Annotated in this window: 14 protein-coding genes and 1 pseudogene; 7 read left to right on the top strand and 8 right to left on the bottom strand. The window is 68.0% G+C overall.

The genetic code is table 11. The features are described 5' to 3' along the window. Nucleotides 1–34 precede the first annotated feature (34 nt). Both OG819_RS37925 and OG819_RS37920 read right to left on the bottom strand, forming a co-directional pair. Complete coding sequence (locus OG819_RS37925) at nucleotides 35–193, bottom strand: hypothetical protein (RefSeq protein ID WP_323138211.1); 159 nt, start codon at nucleotides 191–193, stop codon at nucleotides 35–37. Beyond that, nucleotides 193–345, bottom strand: a complete 153-nt coding sequence (locus tag OG819_RS37920; RefSeq protein ID WP_266635220.1) for a hypothetical protein — start codon at nucleotides 343–345, stop codon at nucleotides 193–195. Before OG819_RS37920 ends, OG819_RS37925 begins: the two co-directional genes overlap by 1 nt. A gap of 250 nt (nucleotides 346–595) precedes the next feature. Here OG819_RS37920 and OG819_RS37915 point away from each other — a divergent pair, with 250 nt between their 5' ends. Next, nucleotides 596–1,027, top strand: a complete 432-nt coding sequence (locus OG819_RS37915) for an SRPBCC family protein (RefSeq protein ID WP_266633176.1) — start codon at nucleotides 596–598, stop codon at nucleotides 1,025–1,027. Nucleotides 1,028–1,476: 449 nt separating this feature from the next. After that, nucleotides 1,477–2,727 carry a SpoIIE family protein phosphatase gene (locus tag OG819_RS37910; RefSeq protein WP_266653636.1) on the top strand — a complete coding sequence of 417 codons (1,251 nt, stop codon included), beginning with the start codon at nucleotides 1,477–1,479 and terminating at the stop codon, nucleotides 2,725–2,727. Nucleotides 2,728–3,477: 750 nt separating this feature from the next. Here OG819_RS37910 and OG819_RS37905 read toward each other — a convergent pair. Next, the gene (locus OG819_RS37905; protein ID WP_266653634.1) at nucleotides 3,478–3,651 is read right to left on the bottom strand and encodes a hypothetical protein; all 174 of its coding nucleotides are present in this window, start codon (nucleotides 3,649–3,651) and stop codon (nucleotides 3,478–3,480) included. 317 nt (nucleotides 3,652–3,968) lie between these two features. On the opposite strand from OG819_RS37905, the gene OG819_RS37900 reads away from it, so the two are divergent. Both OG819_RS37900 and OG819_RS37895 read left to right on the top strand, forming a co-directional pair. Beyond that, nucleotides 3,969–4,091 carry a hypothetical protein gene (locus OG819_RS37900; protein WP_266633184.1) on the top strand — a complete coding sequence of 41 codons (123 nt, stop codon included), beginning with the start codon at nucleotides 3,969–3,971 and terminating at the stop codon, nucleotides 4,089–4,091. Between the two features lie 298 nt (nucleotides 4,092–4,389). Next, a complete protein-coding gene (locus OG819_RS37895) occupies nucleotides 4,390–4,530 on the top strand; it encodes a hypothetical protein (protein ID WP_266633186.1) in 141 nt (46 codons plus the stop codon). Between the two features lie 7 nt (nucleotides 4,531–4,537). Here OG819_RS37895 and OG819_RS37890 read toward each other — a convergent pair whose 3' ends face one another. The 4 genes from OG819_RS37890 to OG819_RS37875 form a co-directional block, all read right to left on the bottom strand. Beyond that, nucleotides 4,538–5,836, bottom strand: a complete 1,299-nt coding sequence (locus tag OG819_RS37890; RefSeq protein WP_266653632.1) for a serine/threonine-protein kinase — start codon at nucleotides 5,834–5,836, stop codon at nucleotides 4,538–4,540. 543 nt (nucleotides 5,837–6,379) lie between these two features. Then, nucleotides 6,380–7,858 (bottom strand): glycosyltransferase family 39 protein, encoded by a 1,479-nt coding sequence (locus tag OG819_RS37885; RefSeq protein ID WP_266653630.1) that lies wholly within the window; start codon nucleotides 7,856–7,858, stop codon nucleotides 6,380–6,382. Between the two features lie 1,006 nt (nucleotides 7,859–8,864). Further along, entirely contained in the window at nucleotides 8,865–9,008 is a 144-nt protein-coding gene (locus OG819_RS37880) for a hypothetical protein (RefSeq protein WP_266633194.1), read from the bottom strand. Nucleotides 9,009–9,043: 35 nt separating this feature from the next. After that, complete coding sequence (locus OG819_RS37875) at nucleotides 9,044–9,166, bottom strand: hypothetical protein (RefSeq protein ID WP_266633196.1); 123 nt, start codon at nucleotides 9,164–9,166, stop codon at nucleotides 9,044–9,046. Between the two features lie 39 nt (nucleotides 9,167–9,205). Between OG819_RS37875 and OG819_RS37870 the strand changes: the two are divergent. The 3 genes and pseudogenes from OG819_RS37870 to OG819_RS37860 all read left to right on the top strand — a co-directional run. After that, nucleotides 9,206–9,517, top strand: a pseudogene (locus OG819_RS37870) (hypothetical protein); the annotation flags it as partial. A 254-nt stretch (nucleotides 9,518–9,771) separates the two neighbouring features. After that, complete coding sequence (locus tag OG819_RS37865; protein WP_266653628.1) at nucleotides 9,772–10,188, top strand: hypothetical protein; 417 nt, start codon at nucleotides 9,772–9,774, stop codon at nucleotides 10,186–10,188. Nucleotides 10,189–10,211: 23 nt separating this feature from the next. Next, nucleotides 10,212–10,760 (top strand): DUF6529 family protein, encoded by a 549-nt coding sequence (locus OG819_RS37860; protein WP_266635069.1) that lies wholly within the window; start codon nucleotides 10,212–10,214, stop codon nucleotides 10,758–10,760. Between the two features lie 63 nt (nucleotides 10,761–10,823). Here the strand turns inward: OG819_RS37860 and OG819_RS37855 are convergent, their stop codons facing one another. Continuing rightward, complete coding sequence (locus OG819_RS37855; RefSeq protein WP_266633200.1) at nucleotides 10,824–11,870, bottom strand: cytochrome P450; 1,047 nt, start codon at nucleotides 11,868–11,870, stop codon at nucleotides 10,824–10,826. Nucleotides 11,871–12,118: the final 248 nt, after the last annotated feature.

Here is a 12,118-nt window from a genome sequence, read left to right as displayed (position 1 = left end):
TACGCGGTGGGGTGGAAATCCGGGGTTACGGTGGCTACGCCGTGTTGCCCCAGTCGTACGGTCCGCCGCCACGCCACTCGATCAGCTCCGGGTCGTCGATGACCCGGTCCTCGGCGGGCAGGCCGGCACGGTGCAGGAAGTCCAGCACGTCGAACAGGCTGTACGCGGTGCCCGTGAACTTGCCCTGGATCATCACGCGCCGACCCCCGTCCGACTCCGGCGAAAGCACGACCGCTGCAGGGCGTACGTCCATGTCACCAGCATGCGCCGGGACCGGTCGGCGCGCAGCTTCCAGCCGTCGTCGCTGAGGCTCACCGAGACGTTGTTGCCAAGGTTGTGCTCCATGCCCTGTCGGGGTGTCGGCGCTCATCGAGGTGAAGCCGCCGTGCATGATCCTGTCGGCTTCGGGGCGTCCTGCCGGCCGAACATCCCATAGGTACCTGCCCATGGGGACAGCATCGGACAGCGTGGTCGTAGCGATGCGTGTTGCGGACCGCGTTCACCGGAACCATAGGCGCCACCACCTGGCACCCCCGCCGGGCGCACACTGGACACAGAAAGCCCATGCGTCATGAGTCGAACATGGAGGTGGGCCATGAGCACCCTGGAAGAACACGTCGACGTTGGAGTGCCGATCGACAAGGCTTGGGAAGACCTCCACCGCGTGGAGAACTATCCGCGGTTCGTGGAAGGAGTGCGCGAGGTCCGTACGGAGGCGGGTGGTCGAGCGCGTCTGGACGTCGAGGCCGGCGGCCGGGCCCGAGTGTTCGAGGCCGAGATCTCCGATCGCAGGGGGGAACGCGTCATGGAGTGGCACACCACCAGCGACCCCGAACTGGTGGGTTCCTTCTCGCTTCAGCCGATCAACCAGAACCGCACCCGGGTCCGGGCACGGCTCGAGTACGACCCCGACACGGTCAGGGAGACCTTCGGCGGGCTGAGGGGATTCGCCCAGGCGAACGCGATCGAACGGCTCGTCCGCAGCGATCTGGAGCATTTCAAGGAGTGCGTGGAACAAGGAGGTTGAGCGGTAGAGAAAGCAGGCGCTGGGGAATGTCGAGGACGGCAGCCTCCGCTCGAAGCGGCCGCCGGCGGACCGGCGCCACCGTTCTAACCTTGCGAAGTGAGGCCACCACCCTGCGCCGCTTCCCGAGCGCACCGAGCTGGGTACAGACCTCACGGGCCCTTCACCACACCGCCGATCGACCAGCGCGGACCACCCCTGTGAGTGAACGCCTCTGCTGAGCTGGGGCGATAGGGTCATGATGGAAGGTCTGGGCAGTCTCGAGGGCCGGGTCTGGCGCAGTTGTCCTTGTCATCCCAGGGGCGCGTCTGCGCCCGGCACACGTCAGGGGGGCCTCTTTGCCGCCAGAGACACAACGATGCGCTCTGACGCTCCCGGGCTCCGATCGCCGAGCGACCCCCGGTGCGGCCACCAGCACCGACACGGCCAGGCTGACCTTCCTGTGCGACGCCGTGCGCGGTATCGGCACAACCCTGGATCTCAAGCGCCAGGCCGGCCAACTGGCCGGCCTGGCGGTGCCGGGGTTCGCCGACTTCGCTTCGGTTCATCTGTGCGATCAGGTCGTCGCGTCGGAAGATGACGTCGCGCCCCAGGGCCTGGAGGGTGCGGTGGTGATGCACCGCGTGGCGGCAGTCCACCACGAGGGCCTGGACTGCCGGGAGGAACTCCGCCCGGGGAAGACCTTCGTCTACACGACCGGCACGGCCATGGCCCGATTCCTTGCGGAGATCGAACCAGTCCTCATTCCCCATGTAGGAGATGAGATCCTCCAGCAACTTCCGGCGGAGCTCGACAGCCCGGCCGCCCGGTTGGTGCTGAAGGGCTCCTCCGTCCTGCTGGTGCATCTGGTGGCGCACGGCGGGGCTCTCGGCTTCCTGGTGTTCGGGCGCAAACCCGACCGCCCCGCTTTCGTCGCCGCGGACCTGGCGGCCTGTGAGGAGGTGGCCGAGCGGGCGGCCGTGGCCCTGCACAACGCCCGGATCCACAGCGACGAAGCGACGGCATCCGCGGTGCTGCAGCGCAGCCTGCTTCCCACGCCGCCCCCTCGCCTGCCAGGGGTGGAGATCGCCTACCGGTATCACCCCAGCAGTCGCACCACGCAGGTCGGAGGCGACTGGTTTGACGTGATCCCCCTGCCGGGCCACCGAGTCGGACTCGCCATCGGCGACGTGGCAGGTCACGGCCTGCACGCGGCGGTCGTCATGGGGCAGCTGCGCACGGCGGTCAGAACCCTCGCCACTTTGGACCTGCCCCCGGGGCGGATACTGGCCCGTCTCGACGCCTTCGCAGAGCACCTGGGCCACACCCAGCTGGCCACCTGCCTGTACTGCGTCTACGACCCGACGACCGGCCGCTCCACCCTCGCGAGCGCCGGCCACCTGCCGCCAGTCCTCGTGGGGCCCGACGGCAGCAATGAACTGCTGAAGGTCCCGGTCGGCGCACCGATCGGAGTGGGTGGCGTCACCTTCGACACCTCGGAACTGCTCACGGACCCCGGCAGCCTCCTCCTGCTGTGCACCGACGGCCTGGTGGAGACCCGCGGGCAGGACATCGAGGAGGCACTCCGCGCGCTCGGCCGCAGACTCACCACCCAGCACTCGTCGCTGGAGGACACCTGCGAGGCACTGATGCGGCACCAGCATCCCGAGGGCCACCACGACGACATCACCGTCCTCATGGCCCGCCTGAACGGGATTCCATGAGGATTCTCTGCGGAAGCAGCCGGACCAACCGTATTGCCCGGCTGACGAACTGGGGCGCGGAAGGGAACCCCGGGTGCACCTGGGTGCAGCGTGAGGCAACGCCGGGATCACGCGCCTGATCAGCACCAAAGACGCACGGGATGCACTACTCGGAGCGAAAGGCCGACCGGCCGCCACCATGGCCGGCCTGCCTCATCTGCCGGGCGAGCGAGGAACGGGCCGCCGGGGAGGCACCCGCTTCGGGTACGCGTGCGCCCCGGTCTCCGAGTCCTCGCCGCGAGAAGCCCGCACTTCACCCACTGGATGCTAAAAAATTTACCTAAAGGCTATTGACTCGTAGCATATATCGTGCAAAGTGATTAATAGGCCACAACACCGAAAGAGCCACAAAGTCGGCGAGGACGTCTAGTCGGCGGAGCGACTTGGACAGGATGTGGTTTAGGCCCCCGGCAAGCCGGCGCGATACCGAGGCGACAGTGACGACCGAAGCTTCAGGACACGCGCAGCACTACCGGGGACTGTTTTGCCCTCGGAGCCTTCGCGCAGGCCTGACCGTAGCGCGAAGGCTCCGCCACGCCTGCGCTCCGCGGAACCGAAGAGCACCGAGCCTGTTCCCTGCGGCCGGATCGGTCAGTCTGCATCGGTGTCGGGCCGGATCTCCACGGTGAAGGCCGCGTCCTCGGGGCCGTCGCCTTCCTCGTCCTCCCAGACGATCACGCGTACGTGCCTCTGCCCGGTGCCGCGCACCTTTCACTCGGTCACCAGGTCGGTGACGACGAGGGCGGCGACGTATTCGGCGGCCTCTTTGGGATCGTCGGTGATGACGGTTCCCCGCCACCGCTCGGGATGGCCGCCGTAGAGGCGCCAGCCCTGCGAGCCGTGCGGCTCGTCGACCCGGTACACCCAGCTCTTCTCGGTGCCCATGGCGCCGATCCTTCCACTCAAAGAGCACCACGCGCCGCATCGGATCGACGCCTGTCGAGCGCCGGTCGACCGGCTACAACGACCGCCCCGGCGGCATCGAGCAGGAGGACGCGGGGGTGACACGGGGGACTTTCTCGTGACCCGGGCAGCTCGCTGATGGCGGCCGCGCCCTCTCCTTGCCGAGTTGGGCGCCGTCGTTCCCGGTCGCGGCTTCTATCTGCAGATGAATCAGATGGACGAACTCGACACCGCGGCAGCGGTCGAGTACTCCTCGAATGTCAACGGGTCGTTTATAGCGATCGCCATAGGAGGCGGCCGTGACAGTCGTCACCGTGAACAGCTCGAAGGGGTGTCTGGATCAGGAGCAGCGCCGCAAGCTGGCCGAGACGCTGACGGACGCGGTGCTCGTGCCCGACGTCGGTCAATTCGCGCCGTTGTGAACGGGCGTGTTGTGGCAGCGCGTGAGCTTCTTCGAAGCCAAACGTTCTCCTGTCAGCCAAGACCGTCGCGGCTCCGACGGCATGGGCGACAGGATCGTCACATGCAGCCCATCTTCGTTCTCGTGCACAGTCCGTCCGTCGGTCCCTCGACCTGGCACCCTGTGGCCGAACACCTGACGGCGGCAGGGGTGTCGGTCCGCTCACGCTGTTCCGCGGGGCCGTCACCAGCTGCCGACACGTCTCACGGGAGCCCGCTGCCGATTCGTACGCCTTCTACATCGTCTATCTCCCGCTAGTCGTGACGGTGCAGAACTACCTTGCCGGGCGCGGCCTGTCCGCGGCAGCCGCGTGGGCAACGGTGTCCATCGCCGTCGTACCGCTCGCCTTCCTGCTCGCTGCCGGGCTGCGGCGGTCGCCGGGTTTCCGGCGAGTGATGTGACGAGGGATCAGCCTTTGTCGTCCTTGCTGTGTCCGTTCTTCCCCTTCTGGGTTTGCTGTTGCCTGTCCGGGCTGTCGTCTCCGCTGTTGCCGGGCCCCTCACCACCAGTCGGGGGAGTGCTCAGGGTCGCGGACGTGGCCGGGGTGGGGCTCCTAGTGTGAGGCGGATCCGTCGGTGGTGTCTCCGCCGAGCTGTGGTCGGGAGAGAACCACGTCAGGCCGACCAGCAGCGCCGCGAGGAAGACCACCAGCGCGGCGACGGTGCTCACCGCCTTCGACCGGTGTACGACGAAGGCGCGCAGTCCCGATCGCTGCCGACGCGGCGTCCGGTGGGCCCCGGCGGTGCTGCCAACGGCGGACGGGAAGGCGTACATGGTCGCGGAGCCGGGGGCCGCGCCGGCAGTGTTCGTTGCGGGCCTTGTGACCGCCCCCAAGGCGGTCGCGCGCGGTACCTTCGGCTTGGTGAGCGGCGCGGCTGCCGGGAGGGGCTCGGGGCGCCCCCTCCAGGCACCTGCGGCGAACCATTCGGCCGTCTGATGTGCCGTGGGGCGGTCCTCGGGCCGCTTGGCGAGGAGACCGAGCAGGTAGTTCTCGAAGGCGGGCGGCAGACCGACGCCGAGCTCCCGCGGTGGTACGGGGGCCGTGTCGAGGTGGTGGTGGAGGATCGCGACGGCGCTGTCGGCGTGGAACGGCGGTCGTCCGGTGAGGAGTTGGTAGAGCAGGCAGCCGAGCGAGTAGACGTCGGACGCCGGTCCGGCGGGCTTGCCGAGGGCGCGCTCGGGGGCGAGGTACAGGCTGGTCCCGACGATCTGACCAGTCGCGGTGAGCGCGGCACCCGGGTCGTCCACGAAGCGCGCTATGCCAAAGTCGCCGATCTTCACGGACCCGTCGGCGTCGAGGAGAAGGTTGCCGGGCTTGATGTCCCGATGCACGATGCCCTGATCGTGCGCGACGGCGAGCCCTGCGGCCGCCTGAGCGGCGATGCGGGCCACTTCCTCGGCCGGCAGCGATCCTGCCTGGGAGAGCACGCGGGCGAGACTGTCGCCCGTGACCAACTCCATCACCAGGAACAGACGGCCCTCCTGCTCGCCGAAGTCGAGGACGCCGACCACATGAGGGTGGCTGAGCCGGCCCGCGGTCTGGGCCTCCAGACGGAAGCGGGAGGCGCCGGTGGGGTCGGTGTTCTGGGCGAGCAGGAGCTTGACAGCCACTGGTCTGCCGAGCACCTCGTCGTACGCCTGCCAGACCTCTCCCATCGCACCTCGTCCGATGGTGGCGTGCAGCCGGTACCGGCCCGCTATCAGCACCTGTTACTTCATCCTCACGCAGTGAGACGACTCGACCGCTGCCGGCCATGTCCCTGCGAGGGGACGGGTGATGCTGGGGGTGCCGCAGCGACCCCAGCCTACCGGCAGGCTGAGGGCGACATGATCTTCTTCTGAGTGTTCGTCTTTGCCACGTACTTCCGATCCGTCGTGCACTGTGCAGTACCGCCCAATCGAGACACCTTTGACCGGGGAGAACGTCAACCGAACCTGCTGGGTCCCGACCACGGGTTCCGTTCCAGCCAGGCAGGTCGCTGTCCTTTTCCGGTCCCGCGGCAGCAGCAGCCGGCCAGGTACTCGCGAAACCCACGCCGCTGGGCCGGCGTCCCGAAGAGATCATCGAATCGGACGGCGTACGCTTCCAACGGACCAGGCGCGGGCGGACACGGCAGCCGCTTCGTCATCTCAGACTCCCCAGGCCGTAGTTGACGACTTCACCTCATGGCCCGCTCCCGCACGGGCCCGCCGCCAACAAACCACCGTTTGGGCGGAGCTCAGCTGGAGGGATCGAGCGGGGGCAGGGACTCAATTTTCCGGGAGCGACGGCCCGACGTCGGGCCGCCCGAACTCGTCGTGCGGAGTGCGGCGGCGCTGGTACACCGTGACCCGGCGGCCGTGCTTGTCGGTTTCGGAACAGCGGACGAAGTACGCCTGCAGGACACGCTGTTTGGCCCGGTCGCGAATTGTGGGGGCGGATGGCGCGCTCTCGTCGCTGACAACGACGATGCGGTGTACGGCCAGCATGGCGTCCGCTATCTGCTTTGGAGTGCCCTCCACGCCGTTCAAGGTGCCGGATTCCAGCGGGCCGCGGACCAGCGCCAGGTCTTGGATCCCGGTGAATTCGGCGGGCGAGACCAGGGCGGTGTCCCGACGGGCCGCGGGGATGTACAGCACCCCGTCGCCCGCCTCATGGACCGCAGCGACCATCTTGGCCGTGGACAGTACGTCATCGACTCGGCTGGCCGCACTGTGCAGTGACAGTTCGACGGGAAGCAGCCCGAGCAAGGCAAGAGCCATGACCGCGACGATCAGTCGGCGGGGCGGCATGCGCAGGCGATCCGCGAGTGCGCGGAGCGCCGCGCCGATGAGCAGGGCGAGCCCGAGATAGCTGAAGAGGACGTAGCGGGAGAGGTAGACGGGATGGGCCAGGGAGACGGCGAGCAGCAGGAGTGGAGGAAGGACAAGCAGCGGCAGGGCAAGCGCGGTGAGCGGGAGTCGGGTGCCGCTGGGCGTGCGGTGGTCTCGCCTCGGACGTGCGAGCCATGCGCAGAGTGCGCCCGCAAGCAGTGTCAGTAAGAGGCCGAGCAGGGTGCTCTGGTTGATCGGGGGGATCCAGGCGACCTGCCCCGACTGCGCCTTGCTGGCCATGACGAGGGGCAGCGTGCCGATCACGGCGGCGGATGAGCCGACTGCCCAGCGCAGGACGGTCCTTCTGGATGGGCGGGCGAGGGCAATCGTCACTGCGTGTGCGAACAGCACAAGGAGCGAGAACCAGTTGAGTAGTGCGCCTGCCAGAACAGCCATGCTGTACGCAACCCAGTGGCCGGCGCCCGGGCTGTCGACCGACTCGACCAGCAGCCGGCAGGCCAGTGCGACGCAGGCCGCGACCAGAGCATAGGGGCGTCCTTCCTGCGCGTATTGCTGGACGGCGGGGATCAGGGCGAAAGCCAGGCCCGCGGCCAGCCCCGTGTACTCGTCGGCCAGTCGGGAGCCCAGGAGAGTGATCAGGGTGGCAGCGCCGGCCATGGCCAGAACGGAGGGCAGCCGCAGAGCAAGGAGGCTCTCTCCGAAGACGGCGAAAACGCCGTGCATGAACAGGTAGTAGAGGCCGTGGACGACATCGATCCGATCCAGCATGTGCCAGATTTCGGGAACGGTCCTGTGGGCTACCTGCCATGTTGCCGCCTCGTCGCGCCACATGCTGTTCTCGCGCCTGATCCCCCACAGGCCAAGGAGAAGGGTGAGGGCTGCCGGACCGGCAGGCGCGATTGAGGTTTTGGGCATGACAAATTCCTGGATCGGCGTGAAGGAGGAGTCGAGCAGAACGTCAGGCGGTCGCCGGACGATCCTGATCACCTGCAGGACGTTAGGCGGCGGAGCTGATCGGGGTCGTCACCTGCGATGACGACCAAGAGGGTCCGCCGTAGGAACTACGACAGACCCATATACGGCTGTTGGACGTAGTCCTCAAGTGCCGGGCCAACCGGGAACTGCAGGGGCATATCAACAGCGAGCGTCATCGAGGCAGCGCCGCTGTTGCTGGGGCTCCGAAATTGGCTCCGCCCGGAGTTCCGTTGGCGGTGACTTGGTGGAGCGGTTCGATCGACCAGGCCGTCAACAGTGGCGGAACCGGCGCGGGCCCTCTCTACCCGCGCATAGATCCGCTGGACTTCGGCGGGCGCGGCGTCGTTCCGATGGGCTATGCCTCCTTCGCTCTTCCTCGGCGTCATCCTTGGTGTGCTCATCCGTCGCACCGTGCCGGCGATGGCCGCCACTCTCGCGGCGTACGCCGTCGTGCAGACCGCCGTGCCGCCGTGGGTTCGTCCTCAGATCGCCGCGTCCGTCGATGCCACCTTGTCGTTCGCCAGGGCCAAGCTGGTGAACATCGGCATCGACGCCGCGCGCGATCCGAACAGACCGTCAACGCCTCCGGCCAATCTGCTGCCCTGCCCGCGGCGTTCGCCGACTGCCCATCCATGTCGGACTGTGCTGCCGCCCTCACCAAGGTCGGCTACCGGCAACAGGTCTCTTGCCGGCCCGAAGGCAACTTCTGGACGCTTCAATGGGTGGGTCTGATTCGATCATTCGTACGATCGGAGGGCCCGGGGGCTTCGGGTATGGCAGTAGAGGTTGAGCCGTCGGCGCGCGCCGGCATGCGGGGTGGGCGTGCTACGGCGGCTGATGCGGGAGACTTCCTGGGCCGTATGACGCAGTAACGTCAGGGACACCCAAGCCGCCTCTTGCTCGCGGCTCAGGTCGGGTGTCCAGGGCATGGACCTCACCAGGCCGCTCAGCCTCGTGTTAGCGGGTAGGCGAGGACGCCTGCCCGGCCCTGGCGGAACGGGGCGACGCGGGGCTTCAGCCGGAAGTCGACGTCGGAGCGCGCGAGGGCCGCGGCGAGTTCTTCCCGGAGCGGAGCGCTTGTAGGTTCCATTCGACCGCTCCGACCTGACGTACACGCGGCGCTACTCATCTGAACCCCGCACACATCAGCACGGCGAACCCGATCGACTCGTGACGGTCGCGGATTAGGTTGGAGACCTGGGTCTGGCTGGGCAGATACACCACGAGGGCGAGCTGCCTGCCGATCATCAAGGTGTTGCTTTCAGGGCGGGGGCTCGTTGACGCCGTATGCACATTCCGGACGAAACGCGTGAACAACTTGCCGTGAAGTTCGGGGTGTTGTTCCCGCATCTGAACGAGCGGCAGCGGCGATTGCTGATGGCCGCGGAGGCCCGGGCCTGGGGGCTGGGGCATGGCGGTGTCCGGGCCGTGGCCCGGGTGGCGGGCGTAAACGCGACGCGGACCTGCGCTTTCGAGAATCCGGGCCGCTCCTGGCGGCCGGCGGGGGAACCAGTGTCGGTGCACGTCCACGACTTCGCCGACCCGCGGCTGGGCAAGGCCATCCCTTACGGCACTTATGACCTGGCGGCGTATACCGGCATGGGTGAGCGCGCTTCATCGCCGGAACCGGCCTGGTCCTCGACGACTCGACGTCACCATGAGGAGCCAAAGTCAGGTGAACGGGGACCTCACCAATGGAGCAGCGGCTGCCCGGCCGGACCAGTTGGAGTGGACAGGACCCGGGCACCCGGGGCCAACTGGGACAAGAGGTCCGCTGGGGTCGTTTCCCGCGGCTGCCTGGATGCGCCGTCCGACACCATGGAGCGCTCATGAAAGGAAGGGCCGCGGCGACAGTGCCGGCGGTTTCCGCCATGCCGCTTGCTGCTGCAAGCAGTTGTCCGGGACGGACGATCTCGTCCGCCTGCGCCACGACCACATCCGGAGCGCTGTCTGCGGGCATCCCCGTACACATCGGCTCGGCCGCACCGGGCAGCGCGGCCGCCGCCACTGTCACGGCCACGGTGCACTTCAGCAAGCTCGGCCCCATCCTGGGTGACGCCAAGGGGCGGACGCTCTACTTCCCCGAGGCCACCAAGTCGACTACGCCGACCGGCGGTGGAGCATGCGCGTTTTGGCACCCGCTGCACTGCTTCGCGGGTGACACGACGGCTGGTGACACCAACGGCGAGGAATCCAGCGCGTCAGGCGCCACCGTGGTACGTCGTAAACGCATCCGGCAACAAGGTCGAACCCGATTGATTGGGGACTGATGACCGGGCAAACGGGCGCGCGGATGCGGCGTCCCGCACGAACGGTGACGGGCTTCTTGGCTGCTTTGCTGCCGGTCGCGGTCGCGGTGGGTGTGTATGCGTTCGGCCGCACGCACACACCCGACTACACCAGCGGCCTGTTCGGGCAGCACGGCGTCGGCGTCTACGATCTCAAGGCGCGCCTGGGTAGCGCCCTGATGGCACTCGCGGTCGTCCAACTGCTGCTCGGGCTGTGGATGTACCGGCGCCTACCGGGAGCGGGGGCCGCGCCGCATCGGGTGCACCCCACACACCGGCTCATCGGCCTCCTTGCCTTTCTGCTCTCGCTGCCCATCTCCTACCACTGCATCACCGCCTACGGAGTTGATCTCGCGAGCAGCCGAGCAGCGGTGCACTCCATCACGGGATGTGTCCTGTACGGCGCGTTCGTCGCCAAGGTGCTGGTGGTACGCAGCCGCCGACTGCCCGGTTGGGCCCTTCCGGCCGCCGGCGGCGCCCTGGTCACCGCCATCGCACTGATGTGGTACACAGCCGCCTTGTGGTTCTTCACCGGCTCCGTCCCCGGCTTCTGATGGACCGGCAGCTCACGGTGTGCAGCGAGCACGAGGTCCTGTACGAATGAAGCGGGACTGCCCTCAGGTGCGCAAGGTGGCACGCAGCCGCAAGCCGACCGCTGTGAGACCTTCCAAGGTGGTGACCTGGTAGCTGGGTTCCGGTCCGGGCGGCTCGCTCAAGTGGTAGCGACGGGCGGTCTGCGCAGTCAGGAGTGTCAGCATCGCCATGGCCAGAGCGGCTCCCTCGCATCCATGCGGCCCGGTACCGAAGGAGAGGAAGACCCCGGGTTTCGCCGGCGAGCCCGAATCATCGAGCCAGCGCTCGGGCTGGAACTGGTCCGGCTCGGCGTGTTCCCGTGCGTCGCGGTGGGCGGTGTAGGGGCAGACGAGAACGGTGGACCCGGCGTCGATGGTGTAACCGGCGAGCTGAGTCTGTCGCGTGGCGCGCCGGGTCAGTAGCCAGCTCGGGGGATGCAGTCGGAGTACCTCGCGTACCAGTGCCTGGGTGTATTGCAGGCGGTCGAGGTGGGTGCTGGTCGTCGCGGCCGGGTCCGCGGGCAGCAAGGCGGCCTCGGCCGCGACGCGGCCCGCTGCCTCGGGATACCGGGCCAGGTGGAGCAGGATCCATCCGGCTGCCCGGGAAGGTGTCTCGAAGGTGGCGACGGTGATTCCGGGGAGAGTGTCGAGGATGGCCTCTTCCGGCAGTAGGCCGTAGCGGGAGGAGGGCCGGAGCATCTGTCCCAGCACGTCGTCACCGAGCCGGCCCGATGAACGACGCCGGCGGACGATGGGCCGCAAAGCGTTGATGAAGGCGACTTGCTGCCGTGTGCGGAACCGCCGTGCCGGTGTGGGCATCCAGCGCGGCCATACCCAGCGCGAGGGGCGTACGAGCACCTCCCTGGCCAGGAAGAGCCGTGAGGCGAAGGGCAGCAGGGTGGGAGTGTCTTCGGAGAAGAGGTAGCGCACGCCGATCTCCGCCAGGGCGTGCCGTACCAGGGGCAGAACCTCGACGTCCTGGCCCGTGGGCCACTGGTCGGCGAATCGAGCGGCACTGGGCGCAATCTCACCGATCCGGGCTGCAACCGCCTGCGGGCGCAGTCCGCGCATGCGGGCGGCGTGAGCGCGCACACGATCCTCAGGCGTCGGTGCTCCGCTCGACCGCTTCAACGGCGGGAAGAGAGGCGAGGGTGCCTTGGGAAAGTCCTGCGCGCGGTGCAGGACTGCTTCACACGGCCCGGCCGTAGCGGCTACGTAGACACCCGACTCCAGTTGCCAGACGTCCCCGCACTCGTCAGCGCCACGGCGCGCCACTCCCAGCCGGTCGCGGCTCCAGGCAGCGAAACTGACTTCGGGCAACCGCGGCGGCTCATTCATTC

It is taken from the genome of Streptomyces sp. NBC_01549, from assembly GCF_026339955.1.
In the GTDB taxonomy this organism is placed as follows: Bacteria; Actinomycetota; Actinomycetes; order Streptomycetales; family Streptomycetaceae; genus Streptomyces.
This window is presented reverse-complemented; position numbering and strand designations above follow the sequence as displayed.